This is a genomic window from Arthrobacter ramosus (assembly GCF_039535095.1).
In the GTDB taxonomy this organism is placed as follows: Bacteria; Actinomycetota; Actinomycetes; order Actinomycetales; family Micrococcaceae; genus Arthrobacter; species Arthrobacter ramosus.
This window is the reverse complement of sequence record NZ_BAAAWN010000001.1, coordinates 485,768-505,932: the sequence shown is the minus strand read 5'-3', so window position 1 is coordinate 505,932 and position 20,165 is coordinate 485,768. Positions and strand designations below refer to the sequence as shown.

General features: G+C 64.0%; 21 protein-coding genes. 11 read left to right on the top strand and 10 right to left on the bottom strand.

Annotated elements, in window-relative coordinates; translation table 11 throughout:
- Positions 1–81: 81 nt before the first annotated feature.
- Genes ABD742_RS02415 through ABD742_RS02405 form a run of 3 tightly spaced genes read left to right on the top strand, consistent with a single transcriptional unit; the run spans position 82 to position 2,568 of the window.
- The gene (locus tag ABD742_RS02415) at positions 82–564 is read left to right on the top strand and encodes a hotdog fold thioesterase (RefSeq protein WP_234748810.1); all 483 of its coding nucleotides are present in this window, start codon (positions 82–84) and stop codon (positions 562–564) included.
- 7 nt (positions 565–571) lie between these two features.
- Entirely contained in the window at positions 572–1,912 is a 1,341-nt protein-coding gene (paaK, locus tag ABD742_RS02410) for a phenylacetate--CoA ligase PaaK (protein ID WP_234748809.1), read from the top strand.
- Between the two features lie 53 nt (positions 1,913–1,965).
- Positions 1,966–2,568: a TetR/AcrR family transcriptional regulator gene (locus ABD742_RS02405; RefSeq protein WP_234748808.1), complete on the top strand. Its 603-nt coding sequence runs from the start codon at positions 1,966–1,968 to the stop codon at positions 2,566–2,568.
- A gap of 182 nt (positions 2,569–2,750) precedes the next feature.
- Here ABD742_RS02405 and ABD742_RS02400 read toward each other — a convergent pair whose 3' ends face one another.
- Positions 2,751–3,158 carry a VOC family protein gene (locus ABD742_RS02400; RefSeq protein WP_234748807.1) on the bottom strand — a complete coding sequence of 136 codons (408 nt, stop codon included), beginning with the start codon at positions 3,156–3,158 and terminating at the stop codon, positions 2,751–2,753.
- 210 nt (positions 3,159–3,368) lie between these two features.
- Here ABD742_RS02400 and ABD742_RS02395 point away from each other — a divergent pair, with 210 nt between their 5' ends.
- Complete coding sequence (locus ABD742_RS02395; protein WP_234748806.1) at positions 3,369–3,689, top strand: GYD domain-containing protein; 321 nt, start codon at positions 3,369–3,371, stop codon at positions 3,687–3,689.
- Positions 3,690–3,853: 164 nt separating this feature from the next.
- On the opposite strand, the gene paaZ is transcribed toward ABD742_RS02395, so the two are convergent.
- Together paaZ and ABD742_RS02385 are read right to left on the bottom strand one after the other, a co-directional pair.
- Positions 3,854–5,956, bottom strand: coding sequence for a phenylacetic acid degradation bifunctional protein PaaZ (paaZ, locus tag ABD742_RS02390; protein WP_234748805.1), 2,103 nt, complete (start codon positions 5,954–5,956; stop codon positions 3,854–3,856).
- Positions 5,957–6,199: 243 nt separating this feature from the next.
- Positions 6,200–6,925 (bottom strand): tyrosine-protein phosphatase, encoded by a 726-nt coding sequence (locus ABD742_RS02385; RefSeq protein ID WP_234748804.1) that lies wholly within the window; start codon positions 6,923–6,925, stop codon positions 6,200–6,202.
- A gap of 228 nt (positions 6,926–7,153) precedes the next feature.
- Between ABD742_RS02385 and ABD742_RS02380 the strand changes: the two genes are divergently transcribed.
- The 6 genes from ABD742_RS02380 to ABD742_RS02355 all read left to right on the top strand — a co-directional run bounded on the left by ABD742_RS02380 (position 7,154) and on the right by ABD742_RS02355 (position 13,404).
- Positions 7,154–8,167, top strand: a complete 1,014-nt coding sequence (locus tag ABD742_RS02380; protein WP_234748803.1) for a LacI family DNA-binding transcriptional regulator — start codon at positions 7,154–7,156, stop codon at positions 8,165–8,167.
- Between the two features lie 139 nt (positions 8,168–8,306).
- Positions 8,307–9,542, top strand: coding sequence for a sugar ABC transporter substrate-binding protein (locus ABD742_RS02375; RefSeq protein WP_234748802.1), 1,236 nt, complete (start codon positions 8,307–8,309; stop codon positions 9,540–9,542).
- 10 nt (positions 9,543–9,552) lie between these two features.
- On the top strand, positions 9,553–10,563 hold the full coding sequence (locus tag ABD742_RS02370; RefSeq protein WP_234748801.1) for a carbohydrate ABC transporter permease: 1,011 nt from the start codon (positions 9,553–9,555) through the stop codon (positions 10,561–10,563).
- A gap of 136 nt (positions 10,564–10,699) precedes the next feature.
- Positions 10,700–11,476: a carbohydrate ABC transporter permease gene (locus ABD742_RS02365; protein ID WP_372460895.1), complete on the top strand. Its 777-nt coding sequence runs from the start codon at positions 10,700–10,702 to the stop codon at positions 11,474–11,476.
- 30 nt (positions 11,477–11,506) lie between these two features.
- Entirely contained in the window at positions 11,507–12,274 is a 768-nt protein-coding gene (locus ABD742_RS02360; protein ID WP_234748799.1) for a ThuA domain-containing protein, read from the top strand.
- Positions 12,271–13,404, top strand: a complete 1,134-nt coding sequence (locus tag ABD742_RS02355; RefSeq protein ID WP_234748798.1) for a Gfo/Idh/MocA family protein — start codon at positions 12,271–12,273, stop codon at positions 13,402–13,404. Before ABD742_RS02360 ends, ABD742_RS02355 begins: the two co-directional genes overlap by 4 nt.
- A gap of 7 nt (positions 13,405–13,411) precedes the next feature.
- On the opposite strand, the gene ABD742_RS02350 is transcribed toward ABD742_RS02355, so the two are convergent.
- A complete protein-coding gene (locus ABD742_RS02350; RefSeq protein ID WP_234748797.1) occupies positions 13,412–14,056 on the bottom strand; it encodes a LysE family translocator in 645 nt (214 codons plus the stop codon).
- Positions 14,057–14,205: 149 nt separating this feature from the next.
- Positions 14,206–14,805: a GNAT family N-acetyltransferase gene (locus tag ABD742_RS02345; RefSeq protein ID WP_234748796.1), complete on the bottom strand. Its 600-nt coding sequence runs from the start codon at positions 14,803–14,805 to the stop codon at positions 14,206–14,208.
- A gap of 146 nt (positions 14,806–14,951) precedes the next feature.
- Here ABD742_RS02345 and ABD742_RS02340 point away from each other — a divergent pair, with 146 nt between their 5' ends.
- Positions 14,952–15,896, top strand: a complete 945-nt coding sequence (locus ABD742_RS02340) for an endonuclease domain-containing protein (protein ID WP_234748795.1) — start codon at positions 14,952–14,954, stop codon at positions 15,894–15,896.
- Between the two features lie 68 nt (positions 15,897–15,964).
- Here ABD742_RS02340 and ABD742_RS02335 read toward each other — a convergent pair whose 3' ends face one another.
- The 5 genes from ABD742_RS02335 to ABD742_RS02315 all read right to left on the bottom strand — a co-directional run bounded on the left by ABD742_RS02335 (position 15,965) and on the right by ABD742_RS02315 (position 20,105).
- Positions 15,965–16,828, bottom strand: coding sequence for a 3-hydroxyacyl-CoA dehydrogenase family protein (locus ABD742_RS02335; RefSeq protein WP_234748794.1), 864 nt, complete (start codon positions 16,826–16,828; stop codon positions 15,965–15,967).
- Positions 16,825–17,631, bottom strand: coding sequence for an enoyl-CoA hydratase/isomerase family protein (locus ABD742_RS02330; protein WP_234748793.1), 807 nt, complete (start codon positions 17,629–17,631; stop codon positions 16,825–16,827). The genes ABD742_RS02335 and ABD742_RS02330 overlap by 4 nt, the downstream gene beginning before the upstream one ends.
- Entirely contained in the window at positions 17,631–18,854 is a 1,224-nt protein-coding gene (locus ABD742_RS02325) for a thiolase family protein (RefSeq protein ID WP_234748792.1), read from the bottom strand. Before ABD742_RS02325 ends, ABD742_RS02330 begins: the two co-directional genes overlap by 1 nt.
- Positions 18,855–18,987: 133 nt before the next feature.
- Positions 18,988–19,647, bottom strand: a complete 660-nt coding sequence (locus ABD742_RS02320) for a pentapeptide repeat-containing protein (protein WP_234748791.1) — start codon at positions 19,645–19,647, stop codon at positions 18,988–18,990.
- On the bottom strand, positions 19,647–20,105 hold the full coding sequence (locus ABD742_RS02315; protein WP_234748790.1) for an SRPBCC family protein: 459 nt from the start codon (positions 20,103–20,105) through the stop codon (positions 19,647–19,649). The genes ABD742_RS02320 and ABD742_RS02315 overlap by 1 nt, the downstream gene beginning before the upstream one ends.
- Positions 20,106–20,165 lie beyond the last annotated feature (60 nt).

The window sequence follows — 20,165 nt, the reverse complement described above, 5'->3', positions numbered from 1 at the left end:
CGAGCGATCACCTCTTGACAGTTCAAGCAAACTGGGATTACCTAATGAACATTCGGTAAATAAAGCTGGAGGCAATGACGCATGGTTGAGACCACCCTTTCTGGCGCAGCGCAGCACCAGATCCTCAAGAACGACTACGCCTCCGAGTGGATGGGCCTGGAGGTGCTTAAGGTCGACGACGGCCACGCCACCGTCCGCATGAAGCTTCGGCAGGAAATGCTCAACGGCTTCGGAATGGCCCACGGCGGAATGATCTTCGCCTTCGCGGATTCAGCGTTCGCCCTCGCGTGCAACCCGGCCAACCCCTCGCCGTCGGAAGCTGACACCATAACTGTCGCCGCCGGCGTCGACATCAACTTCCTCAAGCCGGCCTATCAAGGCCAGGTGATCACCGCCGTCGCGAACCGTCGCGCCAACAACGGGCGCAGCGGCCTGTACGACATCCAAATCTTCGCGGCCGACGCAAGCGAAGCTGCCGCCGTCGGGTCGCCCGATGATCCGGGCAGCTACGGCGAGCTCATCGCCGAGTTCCGTGGCCGCAGCCGCACCATCTCCAAGAAGTAGGAAAACCATGACACAGAACACCGTCGCCGCTCCCGACGCACCCGTGCTGGACCGCGAAGAAACCATCTCCCGCGACGAGCTCGAGGCCCTGCAGCTCAGCCGCCTCCAGCACACCGTGGCCTACGCCTACGATCGGGTGCCGCTGTACAAGCGCAAGTTCGACGACGCCGGCGTCCATCCCTCCGATCTCCGCGAACTGTCCGATCTCGGCAAGTTCCCGTACACCACCAAGGAAGACCTCCGCCAGGAATACCCCTTCGGCATGTTCGCCGTGCCGCAGGACGAAGTAGCCCGCATCCACGCGAGCTCCGGCACCACAGGCCGGCCGACGGTCGTCGGGTACACCAAGAACGACCTCGCCAACTGGGCCACCCTGGTGGCCCGCTCGCTCCGTGCGTCCGGAGTCCGCCCCGGCATGAAGGTCCACAACGCCTACGGCTACGGCCTGTTCACCGGCGGCCTGGGCGCCCACGCGGGTGCCGAAGCGTTGGGGTGCACTGTCATCCCGATGTCCGGCGGCCAGACCGAACGCCAGATCCAGCTGATCCAGGACTTCAAGCCTGACGCGATCCTGGCAACCCCCACCTACCTGCTCACCATCGCCGACGCCATGGCCCACATGGGTGTCGATCCGGCGTCGACCTCGCTCAAGTACGCGGTGCTCGGCGCCGAACCGTGGACCGAGGAAATGCGGCACGAGCTCGAGACCACCATGAACATCAAGGCCTGCGACATCTACGGGCTCTCCGAGGTCATGGGCCCGGGTGTTGCGGGCGAGGCCGTGGAGACCCAGGACGGCTGCCACATCTGGGAAGACCACTTCCGCCCTGAGATCATCGATCCGTTCGACCCCTCCCGCGGGGAAAGCGCCGTGCTGGCCGACGGAGAGCCGGGCGAACTGGTGTTCACCTCGCTCACCAAGGAAGCGCTGCCGATCATCCGGTACCGCACGAAGGACCTCACGCGCCTGCTGCCCGGCACCGCCCGCCCAGCGCACCGCCGCATGGGTCGCATCACCGGACGCAGCGACGACATGATCATCCTGCGCGGCGTGAACCTCTTCCCCTCCCAGATCGAGGAAATCGCCCTGCGCATCCCCGAGCTCAGCCCGCACTTCCAGCTCGAACTCACCCGCCCCGAGGGCAAGCGCATGGATTCGCTGACGGTCAGGATTGAGCGTCGCGAAAACGTTTCCATCGAGGCGGGCACGACGGCGGCACACGCCTTGCGCGAGCAGATCAAGATCCACGTGGGTTCTTCGTGCGTCGTCGACGTCGTGGAGCCGGGTTCGCTCGAGCGTTCCAACGGCAAACTGCGCCGTGTGTATGACCTGCGGCCCAAGAGGTAACCTGGCCGGGCGCGTGCACGAATCAACCGACCGTTCATGAGAAAATGGCCAGCATGCCTAGTGAAACAGTAACCAAGCGGGGACGCCCCGGATACGACCAGCAATCAGTGCTGCTCATCGCCGTCGACGTCTTCAACCGCCACGGTTACGACGCCACGTCCATGGGCATTCTGGCCGAAAACCTCGGGATCTCAAAGTCGGCCATCTACCACCATGTGCCGTCCAAGGGCGATCTCCTGAAGCTCGCCCTGGAGCACGCACTGGGTGGGCTCGAGGCCATCCTCGAACAACCCGAGGCGTTGTCCGGTCCTGCTGATTCCCGGCTTGAGTTTGTCCTGCGCCAGACCATCGCCGTCCTGGTGGACCGGCTGCCGTTCGTCACGCTGCTCCTGCGGCTCCGAGGCAACACCGACATCGAGCGCGATGCCCTGGAACGCCGTCGTGCCTTCGACCACAAGGTGGCCGCGCTGATTTCAGCCGCGCGTGAAGAAGGCACGCTGCGCCAGGACATCGATCCACGCACCGTGACCCGGCTCCTGTTCGGCACCATCAACTCGATCGTGGAATGGTACAAACCGGGAGGCTCCCTCTCCCCGCAGCGCCTGGCCGACGACGTCATCACCATGGCGTTCGACGGCCTCCACGCCTCGGCGTAGGGCTCGTTCTTCCCTCCCCTGCGACGCCCGCTCACATATATGGCCCTTTCGACCGACGCCCGCTCACATATTTGGCACTTCCCACCAACGCCCGCTCACATATATCGCCAATTGACAGAACGCTCTCTCACTAAAAAGTGAGAGAGCGTTCTGCGCGGTGTTCGTGAGTGCTTTTCAGCCGGTCAGAGCTGGTATTCGGCCTGGATACCCAAGCTTTCATGGACGCAGAGGATGTTGTTTTCCGTGTCCATGAACCAGGCACAACGGTCGGCGTCGGTGGTACAAATGTGGTGTTCGGTCTTGAGATCCGGGAGGTCGTAGTCCCGGAATTCGACGCCGCTCGCCTCCATTTCGTCGACTGTCCGCTCGATGTCGCTGACTTCAAAGGAAAGGGCCGTGTGCGATGAGTGCATGCCGTCCTTGATGGGCATCAACTGCAGCATGGGACCGCCGTCGATGCCGAACAAATCATTTCCATCCCAGGTCATGCCGCGATGAGGGAGGCCGAGTTTCTCTGCGTAAAAGCTGCGGGCTCGGGCTACGTCGTCGACGGGCAAGACGGTTGTGGCTGTTCTGAGTGCTAGGTTCATTTCGCCACCTCCTACGAAAAAAATCTTACGCCGGGCGGGATCGGAAAGACCTTGTGAGCGAGCGTTGGCCTAGACCGTTGTCAGGGCGACGACCTCGGCCTAATATGTGCACAGCCCCCTCGCAGGGGAACAACTCCGGGACCTTCCCTCAACGGGTGATGGGAGCACCTTAGGAGGCCCGAGTCCTGGACATCACGGGACGGGAAGACAATGACCAAATATCTATTCGAAGCAAACTACGTAGGCGACGGAATCAAGGGGCTGTTGCGCGAGGGCGGCACCAAGCGCCGCGATGCTGTGGTCGATGCACTCAAATCCGTAGACGGATCGCTCGATTGTTTCTACTACGCTTTCGGCGAGACCGACGTCGTCGGGGTCTTCGAAATCCCGGACGCGGCCAGCGCTGCCGCTCTCTCGCTCATGATCAATGCGACAGGCGCTGTGCGCCTACATTTGAAGCCGCTCATGACGGTTGAGGATCTCGACGAAGCTGCCAAGAAGTCCCCGACATACCGCGCACCCGGGCAATAGAACCAGCCAGCCGGCCAGAGGGATTCCCTCCAGCTCAGACACGGAACGCTCCCCATTGATGGGGAGCGTTCCACGTATGCAGTACACAAGTGAGCGGGCGTTGGTCGAAAGGGCCATATATGTGAGCGGGCGTCCGGCCAAACACCGACATAAGTGAGCGAGCGTTACTTCTCCACGAGGGTCAGGACGTCGTAGGTGGCTACGATTTCATCGTTCTGGTTGGTCAGCACGGCGTCCCAGGCTACTTCGCCGTATTCGTCGGTCTCGCGCGGCGTGATCTTCTTGGCCGTGAGCGTGACGCGGATCGAATCCCCGGCGGCCACGGGAGTGACGAAGCGCAGGTTCTCCAGGCCGTAGTTGGCCAGGACGGGGCCCGGAGCGGGTTCCACGAACAGCCCCGCGGCCCAGCTGAGCAGCAGGTACCCGTGCGCCACGATTCCCGGGAAGAACGGATTGGCCTCCGCCGCTTCCTGGTTGGTGTGTGCGTAGAAGGTGTCGCCGGTGGAGTTGGCGAAGGCGGTGATGTCGTCCAGGGTGACCTGCCGCAGTTCGGACCGCACGGCGTCGCCGATCCGCAGAGTAGCAAGCGCCTTCCGGAACGGGTGCGTTCCTTCCGTCTCCACCGTGAAGTTGCGGTCCGCGCCAGTGTGCCAGACGCCGGTCACAGCAGTGAGCATGTTCGGCGAGCCCTGGATGGCGGTGCGCTGCATGTGGTGCATGACGGAGCGGATGCCACCGAGCTCCTCGCCGCCACCGGCGCGGCCCGGTCCGCCGTGGACCAGGTGCGGAACGGGCGAACCATGCCCGGTTGACGACCGGGCATCCTCGCGGTTGAGCATCAGGACACGGCCGTGGTGGGCAGCGATTCCGGTCACCAATTCGCGGGCAACGGCAGGGTCATTCGTGCATACGGAGGCCACGAGGGAGCCGCCACCGCGGGCGGCGAGGCGGACGGCGTCGTCGAGGTCCGAGTACCCGATCACGGACGATACCGGACCGAAGGCCTCGAGCGAGTGGACAGCTTCCGAGTCCACGTCAGCCCAGCTCAGGACGACGGGCGACATGAACGCGCCGTCCTCCACGACGCCAATGGTGCCGTCGAGTGAGGTGACCGACGGCGAATCGAGCGTCCCGTACGCAAGCTCGCCACCGGCGTCGAGCATTGACTGCACGGCGGCGCGGACGTCGGCGAGCTGCTCGAGCGACGCGAGGGCACCCATCGTGACGCCCTCTGCGCGGGGGTCGCCGACCACGACGCGCTCGTCGACGCGCGCGCCGATGGCGGAGACGACGTCGGACACCAGGGCCTGGGGCACGATAGTGCGGCGGATCGAGGTGCACTTCTGGCCGGCCTTGACCGTCATTTCGGTGACGACCGACTTGATGAAAGCGTCGAACTCGGGGGTGCCGGGCACGGCGTCGGGTCCCAGGATGGCGGCGTTGAGCGAGTCGGTTTCGGAGGTGAAGCGGACGCCGCCCTGGACAACGTTGACGTGGGACTTCAGCGAGTTGGCGGTGGAGGCGGAGCCGGTGAAGGCGAGAAGGTCGCGGTAGTCAAGGTGGTCCAGCAGGGTGCGGGCCGATCCCGAGATGAGCTGCAGCGAACCTTCCGGCAGAATGCCCGACTCGACAATTGCCTTGACCACGACGGCGGCAACGTAACCGGTGGGGGTGGCCGGCTTGACGATGGTGGGGACGCCGGCGATGAATGCAGGCGCAAACTTCTCGAGCATGCCCCACACGGGGAAGTTGAAGGCGTTGATCTGCGCCGCGACGCCCGGGATGCGGGTGTAGATGTGCTCGCCGGCGAATGAACCGTCCCTGGACAGGACTTCCATGGGACCGTCCACCACAACCTGCGAGTTCGGCAGTTCGCGGCGGCCCTTGGAACCGAAGGTGAAGAGCACGCCGATGCCGCCGTCGATGTCCACCATCGAGTCGATCTTGGTGGCGCCGGTCTTGAAGGACGAAGTGTAGAACTCCTCGCGGCGGCCGTTGAGGTACTGGGCCAGTTCCTTGAGCTTGAGGGCGCGCTGGTGGAAAGTGAGCTTGCCGAGTTCGCGCTGGCCCACCGTGCGGCCGTAGTTCACGACGCCGGCAAGGTCCAGTCCGTCGGTGCTGACCGTTGCGAGGATCTCTCCTGTGCTGGCGTCGCGGACGGGAACGCCCGCGGAGGCGTCGGCGCGGGGGGTCCACCACTCGCCCTGGACGAAACTGGGCACGGTTTCAACGGTTGTGGCTTCCGGAGCGACTGCGGTACTGGTCATCGTCGACGGGTCCTTCCAAGGCACGGGCACGAAATGGACTGAACGGCCGCAAATTACTGACCGGCCGTTCGGTAATATCCCCAGAATACATGAGAGCCCCGATCTGCACACTAGATGCTTCTTGGGACTGCATCCTTCCTGACCTCTTTGACGCGTTTTGACGCCCGGAAGTTGCGACTCGCCGGGTCGCGAGCGCTTTCCGAAATCAAAGAAGGTCACGACGGCGCGTGGCCGGCATTGCTTCTACCGCGCCGGGGCGTTGAGCTTGGCACGAATGGCGGCGATTTTGGCTTCCGAGACGCCGTTGGTTCTCAGAAAGGCAGCTGTGTCCAAGGAATGCGCGAATTCCAAGAGGCTCACGCTGCGTATTGCCAGCATGGCCTCAAGTGCGTCGTCCTCGAGAAATGCATCATGGGCGTGGGGGGCGCGATGGTGGCGGTGGCGCTCGTTGATTCCTCGCATTCCCTGCTGGTAACCCCGTACGATTTCCTCGTCGCCGGCTCCGGCCAGGTTCTGCAGCATCACGGCTATGATCCCGGCGCGGTCGCGCCCGGCCGCGCAGTGCACTACTACCCCACCGCGCGCTGCGGCTATGGCCTTGAAGACCGCGGCAAGCCTGTCCGGGAAGAGCCTCAGATAGTCGGCATAGTGTGCTGGGTCTTTCAGGTACGGGCCAAAGAGCTCGGTGAACTCTTTGTTTGCCGGGTCCTCGGTGGGGCAATGGACGATGTCGAAGCGTGCAGTCGCCTCCGCTGAAACCTCGGGATCGACTTCCCTGGGCTGCTGCTCGCGCGGAGTCCGCAGATCGATCACGGTGCGGACGCCGGCGTCGTACATTTGCTGCCACCCGGCGTCGGTGAGCCATTCCCGCCGACCCATCCGATACATGCCTCCGGCGATATGCCAGGCGTTCACCGCGCCGTCCCAATGGATGCCCTGTTGCTTGGCGGCGGTTGAGATCCCATCCATACCGGATAGCTAACCACACGACGAGATAGGTGAGCGAGGGTCTGGAGAAAAGGCGGGATAGGTGAGCGAGGGTCTGGGGAAAAGGCGGGATAGGTGAGCGAGGGTTGGGTCTTGCGCGCTTTACGTGACTTATGTCATACTTTTCTCGATACGCATCGACGATGCGTATCGACAACTCGGAACCACACATCACACCAAGACCACCGGACCCGGCGAGGAGGCCTGGAAGTGCCCACCAGCAAGGATGTCGCCCAGGCAGCCGGCGTAGCCCAAAGCACCGTTTCGTATGTGCTCAGCGGGAAGAGGCCCATTTCCGAGAAGACCCGGAAGAAGGTCGAGGCCGCGATTGACCAGCTGACATACCAGCCCAATGCGGGCGCCAGAGCCTTGGCAAGCCGCAAAACCAGGGTCATCGGCCTGGTCATTCCGTTCATCCCGGAGTTGGAAATGGGATCGATCATGGAGTTCGTCTCGGTCATTGCCAGCACGGCCCGGCAATACGACCACGACATTCTCTTGGTCACCGACGACGAAGGCGCCGCCGGGCTGCGCCGCGTGGTCGGGCAGCAGATCTGCGACGGCCTGATCCTCATGCAGGTTGAGGACGAGGACGAGCGCCTCCCCGTGGTGCGCAGCCTGAACGTCCCGGTGGTGCTGATCGGCATCCCTCGCGATCCGTCGGGCCTGGTCTGCATCGACGCCGACTTCGAAATGGCCGGTGAGCACTGCGTCCGCGATCTCGCCGCCGCCGGCCACTCCGTGATTTCCGTCATTGATTGGCAGCCCGCAGTGATGGACCGGCATGTGAACTACGTCGACCGGTTCTTGCACGGCACGGATGTCGCGGCCAAAGCTCTCGGCGTGACCGTGCTCCACCTTCCAGGCGGGACCGACCGCGCCACCATCTCCGAATCGGTCGACAAAGCACTCGCCAGCACCACGGGCAAGCCCGCATTCATCGCCCCCGATCGCACCATCCAGGACATTCTGCGCCGCATCTTGAGCAGCCGCGGCCTGACCCTGGGGCTGGATGTTTCGGTTATCGGAAGCGCCTCCCCCACCCTTGCCGAGCTCCAACCGATACCGCTTTCCACCATCGATCTGCGGCCGGCAGAAGTATCCCGGCGCGCGGTCAAAATCATGTGCCAACTCCTCGAAGCCGACTCCCACGGACCACACGAATCCTTGGAGTTGGTGCCCACGGTCATCACGCACCGTTCCAGCACCCTCCGTCCGCAGTGAATCGCCACCCCTGATTCGCGGCGGGAACCTTTTGTTCCAGCTCCATATCCTTTCGTTTCAGCATCGTCGATACGCATCGATGATTCGCTTCCATCAACAAACGCACCATTCCCTTCCTCCACCAACAAAGGAACAGACAATGAAGTCAGCTATCAGTACACGCCGCCCGCTCGCCCTGGCCGTGGCAGCTCTCGTCGGCCTCCCGCTCGCCATCTCGGGCTGCGGTACCACTGCCTCCGCCTCCTCGACGGATGCAGTGAAGGAAATCTCCGTGACGGACTACTACAACAATGAGCCGGACAAGTCCTTCATCGGCGATGCCCTGACCGCCTGCGGCACCAAGGCCGGTGTGACGATCAAACGCGAGACCGTGCCGGGCAAGTCGTTGATCTCCAAGGTGCTCCAGCAGTCCTCTTCCAAGACGCTGCCGGATGTACTCATGCTCGACAATCCGGACCTGCAGCAGATTGCCGCTACTGGGGCGCTGGCTCCGTTGTCCGATTTCAACATCAGCACCGCCGATTTCGCGCCCGGCGTCCTGAGCGCAGGCACCTACAAGGACAAGGTGTACGGGCTCGCCCCCACGGTGAACACGATCGCACTCTTCTACAACAAGGACATTCTGGCCAAGGCCGGCGTCACCCCGCCCACCACCTGGGACGAGCTGAAGGCGGCGGCCACCAAGCTCACGTCCGGCGAGCAGTACGGCTTGGCTTTCAACGCCAACCCCACCTACGAGGGCACGTGGCAGTTCCTTCCTGTCATGTGGTCCAACGGTGGCGACGAGAAGAACATCGACACCCCCGAGACCGCACAGGCCCTCCAGCTCTGGACCGACCTCGTCAAGGACGGATCCGTGTCTTCGTCGGCGCTGAACTGGACGCAAGCAGACGTCAAGGACCAGTTCATGGCGGGCAAGGCAGCCATGATGGTCAACGGCCCCTGGCAGATTCCCGCGCTCGACAAGAAGACCACGCTGCAGTACGGCGTCGTCAAGATCCCGGTCCGTGATGCTAGCCAGACAGCCGTTGCCCCGCTTGGCGGCGAAGTGTGGACCGTTCCGCAGACGGGCAACAAAGCCCACCAGGCCAAGGCCGCAGAAGTGGTGGCCTGCATGAACAGCGACGAAAACCAGCTGGCCATGGCCAAGGTCCGCAACACCATCCCGTCCAAGACCTCGCTGGCCGCGAAGTTCGCCACCGACAACCCCAAGCTCGCCACCTTCACCGATCTCATCAAGACCGCCCGGGCCCGCACCGGCGAACTCGGAGAAGGATGGCCGGCACAGGCGACCAAGATCTACACCGCCATCCAGACCGCGCTGACGGGCAAGGCCTCTCCGGCCGATGCCCTCAAGCAAGCCCAAGGCCAGTAAGCAGCTGGACATGTCCCTCACAACTGATTTGTCGCAGGCCAAGTCACGCGCCAACGAGCGCGCCAAGTCACGCGCCAAGTCCGGGTTGGGCAACACCCGGGCCCGGGAAGCAAGCCCATCACCCCGCAGGCGCAACCGCAAACGCCGCGAGCGCCTCTTCCAATGGCTGTTCCTGGTTCCTGCCGTGACTTACATGGCGCTGTTCTTCGGCTACCCCGTGGTCAAGAACATCGTGATGAGCTTCCAGGACTACACCACGGCCACGTTCTTCACGGGCGAGGCCCCCTGGGTAGGGTTAGCGAACTACGCGAAGGTGCTGTCGTCGTCGTTGTTTTCAACGTCTTTGGTGAACACCGCGCTGTTCACGCTGGGATCCATACTGGGCCAGTTCGTGATCGGCCTGGCGTTGGCGATCTTCTTCCAGCGCAAGTTCCCGCTCAACGGAATACTGCGTTCGCTGCTCCTCCTCCCCTGGTTGCTGCCGCTCATCGTGTCCAGCGCCGTGTGGAGATGGATCCTGGACAAGGACAGCGGAGCCTTGAACCGCTTCCTCGGCGAATTGCACATCGTGAACACGGGTGTTCCGTGGCTCACCAGCACCTCGCTGGCGCTAATCGCGGTGGTGGGAGTGAACATCTGGATCGGCATCCCGTTCAATCTGACCATTCTCTATGGCGGCCTCCAGGAAATTCCGGATGAGCTCTATGAAGCCGGTTCCCTGGACGGCGCCACCGGTTGGAAGGCGTTCCGGCACATCACCTGGCCGATGCTGCGTCCGGTAGTGAGCGTGGTCCTGGTGCTCGGCGTCGTCTACACCCTGAAGGTGCTGGACATCATCCTGGGCCTGACCAACGGCGGCCCGGCGAATTCGACCCAGACCATCGCCACCCAGTCCTACGATCTGTCCTTCCATGAGTTCAAATTCGGCGAGGGCGCCGCGCTGGGCAACGTCCTGGTGGTCATTTCCCTGGTCTTCGCGGTCCTGTACTTGCGTGCCAGCCGGCGGTCCGTCGATGAGTGAGGAAACCATGACGACGACGAAAATCACCATCCGCCGTTCGGCGCCGGCGAGCCCCCGCAAAAGTAGCGCCCGCAAGGGCCACGGACCCGAGCGCGCCGAGAACGGACCCGGGCGCAAGAAGTGGGGCTATACCGTCATGGCCATCTTCTTCCTGGCCATCATGCTGTTCCCCGTCTACTGGATGATCAACGCTTCGTTGCAGCCCAACGGCACCACGTTGGAAACCTCGTGGCTGCCGCTCAAGCCGGACTTCTCGGGATACGCCACGGCCATCAGCGAGCAGGGCGGGAACCTGGCCACCAGCCTGGTGATCTCGCTGGGCAGCGTGGTGCTCAGCCTGGCCATCGCCGCGCCGGCCGCTTATGCCTTGGCTTATTTCAAGGTCAAGGGCGCTGGTGTGGTCCTCTTCGCGATCCTGATCAGCCAGATGATCCCCGGGATCGTGGTGGCCAACGCGCTGTACGCGGCCTACAACGATCTTGGCTTGCTGAACTCCATCCCGGGCCTGATCCTGGCAGATTCCGCCCATGGCATCCCGTTCGCGATCCTCATCATCAGGGCCTTCATGAACGGCATGCCGGCGTCGGTCATCGAGGCGGCACGGGTGGACGGTGCCGGGCATTTGAGGGCGTTTTGGTCCATCGTGGTGCCGCTGAGCAGGAACTCGCTTATCACCGCGGGGCTCTTCACTTTCCTGTTCACCTGGAGCGACTTCCTGTTCGCCCTGACCCTGACCACCACCGAGGCGGTGCGGCCCGTGACCCTGGGAATTTTCCAGTACATCGGCGCCTATGTGAACGACTGGAGCTCCGTCATGGCGACGGCGGTCCTCGCCTCCATACCGGCCATCATCCTGCTGGTCGCGGCGCAGAAGTACATCGCAGCCGGCACAACCGGCGGCGCGGTCAAGTAGACCGCCCTTCAACATCAACAAGGAGAAACCATGTCTGAACCAATCCGCGTCACCGTGTGGAGCGAAAACCGGCACGAAAAGCGCGACGAACTGGTGGCTCGCCTCTACCCCGACGGCATGCACGGAGCCGTTAAGGCCGGCATCGAGGAGAACCTCGGCGCCAAGGTGAGCGTCCGCACCGCCACCCTGGACGAGCCCGAGCACGGCCTCACCGAGGAAGGCCTCGCGAACACGGACGTCCTCACGTGGTGGGGGCACATGTCCCACGGTGATGTCGACGACGAGATCGTCGATCGCGTGCACCGCCACGTCCTGTCCGGCATGGGCCTGATCGTGCTGCACTCCGGGCACTGGTCGAAGATCTTCACCAAGCTCATGGGCACTTCTTGCACGTTGCGCTGGCGCAGTGAGCAGGACCGTGAACTGGTCTGGACCGTGGACCCTACCCATCCCATTGCGAAGGGCGTGCCTCACCCCATCGTGATCGATCAGCAGGAAATGTACGGCGAATTCTTCGACATCCCCACGCCCGAGGAGCTCGTGTTCATCAGTTCCTTCAGCGGCGGGGAAGTCTTCCGCTCGGGATGCACCTTCCGCCGCGGCCACGGCAAGATCTTCTTCTTCAGCCCCGGCGACCAGGACTACCCGGTCTACCACCACAAGGATGTCCGCCGGGTCATCTCCAACGCCGTCGAATGGGCAGTGACCGATCGGCCGGAGCGGGCCTACCCCGAACTGCTGCGATATGAGACCAACGACTTCTTCAACGGCAAGAGCTACCAGGGAGCCGACGCATGAGTACCCCTTTCGCCACCATTCCCGACGACGGCACTCCCGTTCGCGTCGTCGTCGTCGGCGCCGGGGGCATGGGCCGCGCGTGGCTTCGGACGGTGCAGGAGTCGCCGCTCGTGGAGCTCGCGGGCATCGTTGACCTGGACCTGGACGCCGCCCGCGCAGGCGCGGCGGCTATCGGGCGTCCCGATCTGCCGGTGGGCACCGGGACGGCGCAGTTGGCGTCCGACGTCGGCGCCCAAGCGGTCATCAACGTCACCGTTCCGGTAGCCCATCATCCGGTGACCACCGAGGCGCTGGCGGCAGGGCTCCCGGTGCTTGGCGAAAAGCCCGTGGCCTCCACGGTGGCCCAGGGGCTGTCGCTAGCCGCGGCGTCGGAGCTTACTGGCCAGTTGTTCATGGTCAGCCAATCGCGCAGGTACAACAGGCATCTTTTCGAGGCCAAACGGCTCGCCTCGGCGCTCGGCACTGTGGGCATCGTGTCGGCGGAATTCTTCAAGGGCCCGCATTTCGGGGGTTTCCGGGATGCCATGGACCACCCGTTGCTTCTGGACATGGCCATCCATCAGTTCGACATGGCCCGGTTCCTGCTCGACGCGGATCCCGTCTCGGTGTTCTGCGAGGAATACAACCCGTCCTGGAGCTGGTACCGCGGCGATGCAGGGGCCACCGCCATCTTCGAAATGACAGGCGGGGAGCGCTTCGTGTTCACCGGGAGCTGGTGCAGCCCGGGTCAGGAGACCTCCTGGAACGCGGCATGGCGGATCAGCGGCGAACGCGGCACGGTCCTGTGGGACGGCGACAGCGAACCTGTGTCCTCGTTGCTCTTTCCGTCCGGAACCGGTTCGGAGGACCCAGGCCAGGAGATCGCCGGCTCATTGCGTGACTTCGTGGCGGCCCTGCGCACCGGGAGCACTCCCATGGGCCAAGTCCACCAGAACATCATGAGCCTGGCCATGGTGGAGGCGGCCATGCTCAGCGCCTCCACCGGAGCGCGCGTTTCCGTTGATGCGCTCCTTGAGGAATCCTACGCACAGGCCGTCCTGACTGAACGCGACCCGGACGTGCTGGAGGTCCTCAAGTCCTGGACCTCGGTCCGCAGCGCCCTTACTCTTCATGCCCACCAACCCAACTAGCGGGCGGTTAGCTGGAGGCGAGGGATTTCGTCAGGATTGTCCCGCCGACGCCGATCAGTACAGTCCCCGATCCGCCGGTGATGATCCGCTTCACTCGGGGACGGGCCAGTGCCGAGGAGATTCTCTTGAGCGCATGCACCAGCAGCACGTACCAAACCAGCGCGGTGAGCAGAAAGATGCCCGCCATCAACGAGTGCTGGCCCAAAGGGGGAAGCGGTGCGAGGTTGAATTGAGGGAAAAGGGAAAGATAGAAGACGGCGACCTTGGGGTTGAGCAGATTGCTGACCATTCCCTGCAGGAAGGGTGAGTTCCCGCGGAATCCTAGCCTGGGTTCCGGCGCCGTAGCTTGGCCGGCTTGACTGCGAGGGCGGCCGAAGGCCTCCAGCAGGGCGCGGGCCCCAAGATAGAGCAAGTACACAGCACCGGCGATCCTGATGGCGTTGCCAAGGACTTCGGAGGCACCTAGGAGCGCCGTGACGCCAAGCACGGCGAGAAGGGCAAGGACCGTGTTGCCGACCATGATTCCGATCGCGGTGGTTGCCGCTGATCCGGGTCCGCGGGGTGCGTTTTTCAGCACAAGCGCAAAATCAGGGCCGGGAACGAGGACCACGACGACGCAGGTCAGCGCAAACGCCATCAGTTGTTCGACCATTGGGGACTGCTTCCGGAGGAATGGATCTTCGGCACGTGTTGCCTTCAAGAGTGTAGCCGGACGTGGGGGCGCCCCCGTTTCCCTCCCGCTAACCCAACTGGCTCGCACTTAATGTCGTTATCAGGGCTCAAAACGGCATCAACTGCGAGCTACTTGGGGAGGCGTGACGCGAGCCTGAACTCGAGACCGGTGCGGACCGCGGGCCACTCGTGTTCGAGGATCGAGAACACCACGGTGTCGCGGAGCACTCCGTCCGAAGTCCGAGAGTGGTTCCGCAGGACGCCGTCCTGCTTAGCGCCCAACCGGGCGATGGCCTCGCGGGACTGGTGGTTGAGCCAGTGTGTACGGAATTCGACGGCAGGGCAGCCAAGGGTTTCGAAAGCGTGGCGCAGGAGCAGCAGTTTGGAGTCCGGGTTGCTCCCGCGACCCTGCGCCGAGGCGGCGTTCCACGTGGAGCCGATCTCGACGCGCGGGGTGGCGGCGTCGATGTTCATGTAGGTGGTCATGCCGATCAACTTGCCGGTCGCCTTCAACCGGGTGGCGAACGGCAGCATGGATCCTTGCTCCTGCAGCCCGAGCCGGCGGTCGATCTCCGCGGCCATGCCCCCCGGCGTCGGAACCGAGGTGTACCAGAGTTTCCACAACTCGCCGTCTTTGGCGGCATCCACAAGGCCGTCGTGGTGCTCGGAGCTAAGGGGCTCCAGGGTTACGAAGCGGCCGTCCAGGGTCACGGGTGCAATGAGAGTCACCCAGCCAGCCTAACCGACCCAACTAGCTCGCATTTGTTGTCGTTTTGGCGGCTGAAAACGACAACAACTGCGAGTCAGTTGGGGTTCCGGGGCGGTTGCCTGTGGATAACTCAAAATGGCGTTCCAGGATTTGCAACGATAGGGCCATGAGGACTCCGCAACCCTTGCCCGCGCTGCTGGCGTGCGCCCCGTTCACCTTTCAAGAAGCGGTCGACGCCGGCGTGAGCCTCCGGCGGTTGCGGCACCGAGCGCTGCCCGCGCCGAGCCGGGGCATCAGGATTCCGGACCAGGCCTTTGCCCAAGGTCAACCAAAGGAGGTCGGTTTCGTCCGGCCTTTCACCGCGGTGACCGAGTTCTCGGCAGCGTCTCACGCCACGGCCTTCGGTCTGTGGTCGTTCCCGGGGTTCCTGCCAGGCAGCGATGATCCGCGCATCCACATTTCGCGTCCGGACACCATGGCCATTCCCCGGCGAACCGGGGTGGTTGGGCATGTGGGGCAGTTCTTCGACGACGAAATCACGAGTCTTGACGGCCTTCTGGTCACCACGCGCACCCGGACCTGGCTTGATGTGTCCAGGAAGATGAGCGTGGACGAACTGACCGTTGTGGCCGACCATCTGGTGCGGATCCCCCGGGCGGAGTTTGAAGGCCGGACAGAGCCGTACGCAACATTGGAACGGCTGGCCGACATGCTGGACCGGCACAAAGGCACTCCCGGGATCCGCAAGGCGCGCCTGGCCCTCGAACAGGCGCGGATCGGCTCAGACTCGGCCCCCGAAACGCGGCTCCGGCTGGCCCTTGAAAACGGCGGGCTGCCGGAACCCCAACTGAACGTAGCCACTGAGCTAAGTGCCGGCGTCGTACGTCAACCGGATCTCGCCTATCCGGAACACCGTGTGGCGGTCGAATACGACGGCGAGCCGCATTCCGAGCCGGCCCAGATAGTCCGGGACATCGCCCGAGAAGAGGATTTCGCCCGTGCGGGCTGGCACTTGGTGAGGATCTCCAAACGCCACATGGCGAACGAAGCACGGTCCGCCGTCGCGAAAGTCCGTGCCGTGCTTTTGGACCGAGGCTGGACGCCCAAGTGACTCGCATTTGTTGTCGTTATAGGGCCTGAAAACGACAACAAATGCGAGCTAGTTGGGGGTACGAGGCGCTAGTCAGTCCAGTCGAAGAAACCCTTGCCGGTCTTGCGTCCCAGCTCGCCGCGGGCAACCTTGTCGCGCAGGATCTGCGGCGGGGCGAAGCGCTCCCCGAGCGTCGAATGCAGGTACTCGGCGATGCCGAGGCGCACGTCCAGGCCCACGATGTCCGTGGTCTTGAGCGGTCCCGTGGGGTGCTTGTAGCCGAGCACCATGGCGGCGTCGATGTCCTCCGCGGAGGCCACGCCTTCTTCCACCATGCGCATCGCCTCGAGTGCGATCGCGACGCCCAGCCGCGACGAGGCAAAGCCGGGCGCATCGTTGACGACGACGGCGGTCTTGCCGAGTGCCTCGGTCCAGCTTTTCGCCGTGGCGGCGAGCTCCGGCGAAGTCTCCTTGGCCAGGACCACCTCGATGAGCGTGGAAGCCGGGACCGGGTTGAAGAAGTGCAGGCCCACGAAATTGGCGGGCCGCCGGAGCTGCGAAGCGAGCCCGGTCACGGAGAGCGACGAGGTGTTGGAGGCCAGGAAGGCGTCGGCGGAGAGGTGCTCCTCCACAGCTTTGAGGGCCGCAACCTTGAGCTCGTAGTCCTCGGGCACGGCTTCGACCACGAGCCCGCAATGGACGAAGGAGTCATAGTCGGTTGAGGTGCTGAACCGGGACAAGGCCTCTCCGGCGGTTTCCGTCAGGGTGCCTCGGGCGGCGGACTTGGCCACGGCCTCAGCAACGCGACCCTGCGCACCGGCGGCGGATTCGTGGTCTCGCTCGACGACGATCACCGTAGCGCCCTTGATCAGGAAGGCATGGGCGATGCCGGCACCCATGCGGCCACCGCCGAGGACACCGACAACATGCGGGATGGCGGGCGTTGCTGTCATTTTCGGGTCCTGTCTGGATTGTCGCTGGACTGTTTGTCGCTGGATTGCTTGGCGCTCTTTTTGTCCAGGAACGCCTGCATGCGGTCGAACTTGGCTTGCGATTCGAAAAGCATGCCCTGGGCCAGGGTGTCGATCACGGGGTGCGCCTCGGCCGGAGCGTGGAACACGGACTTGGTGATCCGCACGGCCAAGGGATCCTGCCGGCCGATCCGGTCCGCAAGGTTATGGGCCGCTTCCATCAGCACGGGAGCTTCGTGGATCTGGGTGATGAGATTGATGCGGAGGGCTTCCTCCGCTCGGAGGACCGCCCCGGCCAAGAGGATCTCCTTGGCGATCGGCTCCCCCACGAGTTCCTTGAGGCGCCACGTAGCACCGGCCGCGGCCATGATGCCCAGTCCGGTTTCCGGGTTGCCGATGCGCAGGCTCGGCGTGCCGATGCGGAAGTCCGCGGCGTAGGCGAGTTCGGCCCCGCCGCCCAGGCAATAGCCGTCCAGGGCCGCGATGACGGGCATGGGCAGCTTCGCGATCCGCACGAAGATGGTGGAGTTGATGCCGCGCAAGGCGTCGTCGCGGCGGCGTTCCCTCAGCTGGCCGATATCGGCACCTGATGCAAAGACGCCTTCGACGCCGGCAATGATCAGGATTTTGGGCTCGCGTTCAAGGTAATCGCACACCTGATGGAGTTCGTCCACCATTTGCTGGTCGATCGCGTTGCGGACCTCGGGCCGGTTCAGCAGCACGGTGACGCGGTCCTCGCGTTCCTCGATGAGCAACGTTCCGAATTCCTCTGGCTTCAACGCCATTACATGCCTTCCAGGAGAATGGCAGCGCCCTGCCCGACGCCGATGCACATCGTCGCGAGGCCGATCTTACGGTCGGCGGTGCCCAGCTCGCGTTCCATGCGGCCCAGCAAAGTGATCGCGATACGTGAGCCGCTGGAACCGAGCGGGTGCCCCAGGGAGATGGCACCGCCGTCGAGGTTCACAATGTCCGGATCCAGGCCCAAACGCCGCATGCTAGCGAGCGATTGCGTCGCGAAGGCTTCATTGAGTTCGACGGCGCCAAGGTCGCCGACCGTGAGTCCGGAACGGGTCAGGATTTTCTGGGTGGCCGGAACAGGGCCGATGCCCATGATTTCCGGTTCGCAACCGGCCGAGCCGCCGTCGATGATGCGGGCCCGCGGAGTGAGGCCGAACTTTTCGATGGCAGCCTCGGACGCGACGATGATGGCCGAGGCGCCGTCGTTGAGCGAGGAGGAGTTGCCCGCCGTGACAACAGATCCGCCGGCAACCACTGGACGGAGCCCGGCGAGGACCTCCATGGTGGTTCCCTCGCGCGGGCCTTCGTCGGTGTCCACCATGGTTTCGCCCTTGCGCGTCTTCACGGTGACCGGCACGATCTCTTCCTTGAAGCGACCGCCGGCGATGGCAGCAAGTGCGCGTTCGTGCGAGCGGACGGCGAAGGCATCGGCGTCTTCGCGGGAGATACCGTCCACGCGGGCGACTTCCTCGGCGGTTTCCGGCATGGAATACGTCATCTTGCCGCCGCGGGACAACTCGCCCTTGCTGAAGAGCGGGTTGGCGAAGCGCCAGCCGATGGAGGTGTCGAAGATCTGGCCGGGCTTGGCGAAGGCCGTGGTGGGCTTCTCCTGCACCCACGGGGCCCGGCTCATCGACTCGACGCCGCCAGCCACCACGATGTCCGCCGCGCCGGCCTTGATCATGTGGCTGGCCATGATGATGGCGCTCATGCCGGAGGCGCAAAGGCGGTTGATCGTGATGCCCGGGATGTGGAGGGGCAGTCCCGCGAGAAGGGTGGCCATCCGGGCGACATTGCGGTTTTCCTCGCCGGCGCCGTTGGCGTTGCCCAGGATGACTTCGTCGATCGCGTCGGGGTCGATGCCGGCACGGGCCACGGCTTCGCGGACCACGAGGGCCGCCAGGTCATCGGGCCGGACCGCGGAAAGGGCGCCGCCATAACGGCCTACAGGGGTGCGGGCACCGCCAACAAGAAAAGCCTCGACCATGAGAACATCCTTCGCGAAGGGAGCGGGGCCGGTGAATAATTTACCGACCGTTCGTTCTATAAAGATTACACGGCGCCGCCCCGCGGTCAACCGTCACGTGGTGAACCGCCACCTCGCGACCCCGTTGCTCCACTCAGATCACCCGGATACCCAGATGTCCGGCCAAAAGGGGCGCCAACAGGCTGAGCTGGTAATCGTCAATGACCACGCCGGACAGTCCACCAAGTCCATTGATCATCCGGAAGTCCGAGCCACGCAGGTCCACATCCTTGAGCTTGGCCCCTGTGACATCCAGGGTCCCGATGGTGCAGTCCTTGAGCACCATCCGCGTCGCGGTACATGCCCCGAGGTCGAGCTCATTGATGATGCAGCCCGTGATCACCACATCCGTGAGTTTGGATCCACGCAGGTTCAGGAAGTCCAGCTTGCCGCCGTCGATCTTCACCGAATGCCAGGCGCCCTCGTACATCTCCGCAGAACCCCAACGCGGGTTGCTGATCTCCACTTCACGCCACGAGGTGCGTGCAGCGGTAAACACCGGCGCGTAGGGCTCATTCAGGATGCAGTCCCGGAAGTTCGCGCCACGCAGCTGTGCCTCGTTGAAAGAGACTCCGTTGAATTCACACTCGATGAAGTCCGCCCCGCTCAGCTCCGCTCCGTCAGCCACGGCCCGGGTGAGGCGGACGCCGTCGTACCGCTCCCCGCGCTGGAAGTCCGGCGCGGGATCGTCGCGGAGCTCGTCAAGCCTGATCGGGGAAATCCGGGGTGCCGTCACCTTGGCGACCGCCGCCATCAGAGCGCCTCCGCTTTCGCCGCGATCTCGGCGAGATCCTTCGCAAGCGCCTTGCGCGTGACGCTCATCCCGAGCTTTCCGAACGCGGCCATCATGACCTTGCTGAAGAAAGTCGGCTTGAGGACCTCGGCGCCGAAGAACAGCGCGAGTTCGGTCCCGCCGTCGCGCTCTTCCAAGGTGAATCGGGTGGTGTAATCCGCGCCGCCCTGCCGCGCCTTGACCGTGGTGCCGCGCGGAGGATCGCACTGGGAAACGTGCATTTCCACGGTTTCCTCCCTGCCCATCATGGCGCGGGTTTCCTTCCACCGCGTGCCCTCACCATAGGGTCCCTCGCTGAGCATCTGAATGGCTTTGACGCCCGAGAGGGTCTTGGCCGAGCCCGGAATGTCGGTGATGACGGCCCAGACTTTCTCCCGGGAGGCGTTGACGTGCTGGCTGAGAGTGGTGCTGTGGTCCATGCATCGAGCCTAGCTGCGACTGCTGACAATGACACTTGCGCGGACCGTCGGGATGGCAAA

Bases quoted from the DNA above. Each gene is read 5' to 3' on its own strand.
- ABD742_RS02415 (WP_234748810.1), top strand. From the start codon at position 82: ATGGTTGAGACCACCCTTTCTGGCGCAGCGCAGCACCAGATCCTCAAG.
- paaK (WP_234748809.1), top strand. From the start codon at position 572: ATGACACAGAACACCGTCGCCGCTCCCGACGCACCCGTGCTGGACCGC.
- ABD742_RS02405 (WP_234748808.1), top strand. From the start codon at position 1,966: ATGCCTAGTGAAACAGTAACCAAGCGGGGACGCCCCGGATACGACCAG.
- ABD742_RS02400 (WP_234748807.1), bottom strand. From the start codon at position 3,158: ATGAACCTAGCACTCAGAACAGCCACAACCGTCTTGCCCGTCGACGAC.
- ABD742_RS02395 (WP_234748806.1), top strand. From the start codon at position 3,369: ATGACCAAATATCTATTCGAAGCAAACTACGTAGGCGACGGAATCAAG.
- paaZ (WP_234748805.1), bottom strand. From the start codon at position 5,956: ATGACCAGTACCGCAGTCGCTCCGGAAGCCACAACCGTTGAAACCGTG.
- ABD742_RS02385 (WP_234748804.1), bottom strand. From the start codon at position 6,925: ATGGATGGGATCTCAACCGCCGCCAAGCAACAGGGCATCCATTGGGAC.
- ABD742_RS02375 (WP_234748802.1), top strand. From the start codon at position 8,307: ATGAAGTCAGCTATCAGTACACGCCGCCCGCTCGCCCTGGCCGTGGCA.
- ABD742_RS02370 (WP_234748801.1), top strand. From the start codon at position 9,553: ATGTCCCTCACAACTGATTTGTCGCAGGCCAAGTCACGCGCCAACGAG.
- ABD742_RS02365 (WP_372460895.1), top strand. From the start codon at position 10,700: ATGGCCATCTTCTTCCTGGCCATCATGCTGTTCCCCGTCTACTGGATG.
- ABD742_RS02360 (WP_234748799.1), top strand. From the start codon at position 11,507: ATGTCTGAACCAATCCGCGTCACCGTGTGGAGCGAAAACCGGCACGAA.
- ABD742_RS02355 (WP_234748798.1), top strand. From the start codon at position 12,271: ATGAGTACCCCTTTCGCCACCATTCCCGACGACGGCACTCCCGTTCGC.
- ABD742_RS02350 (WP_234748797.1), bottom strand. From the start codon at position 14,056: ATGGTCGAACAACTGATGGCGTTTGCGCTGACCTGCGTCGTCGTGGTC.
- ABD742_RS02340 (WP_234748795.1), top strand. From the start codon at position 14,952: ATGAGGACTCCGCAACCCTTGCCCGCGCTGCTGGCGTGCGCCCCGTTC.
- ABD742_RS02335 (WP_234748794.1), bottom strand. From the start codon at position 16,828: ATGACAGCAACGCCCGCCATCCCGCATGTTGTCGGTGTCCTCGGCGGT.
- ABD742_RS02330 (WP_234748793.1), bottom strand. From the start codon at position 17,631: ATGGCGTTGAAGCCAGAGGAATTCGGAACGTTGCTCATCGAGGAACGC.
- ABD742_RS02325 (WP_234748792.1), bottom strand. From the start codon at position 18,854: ATGGTCGAGGCTTTTCTTGTTGGCGGTGCCCGCACCCCTGTAGGCCGT.
- ABD742_RS02320 (WP_234748791.1), bottom strand. From the start codon at position 19,647: ATGGCGGCGGTCGCCAAGGTGACGGCACCCCGGATTTCCCCGATCAGG.
- ABD742_RS02315 (WP_234748790.1), bottom strand. From the start codon at position 20,105: ATGGACCACAGCACCACTCTCAGCCAGCACGTCAACGCCTCCCGGGAG.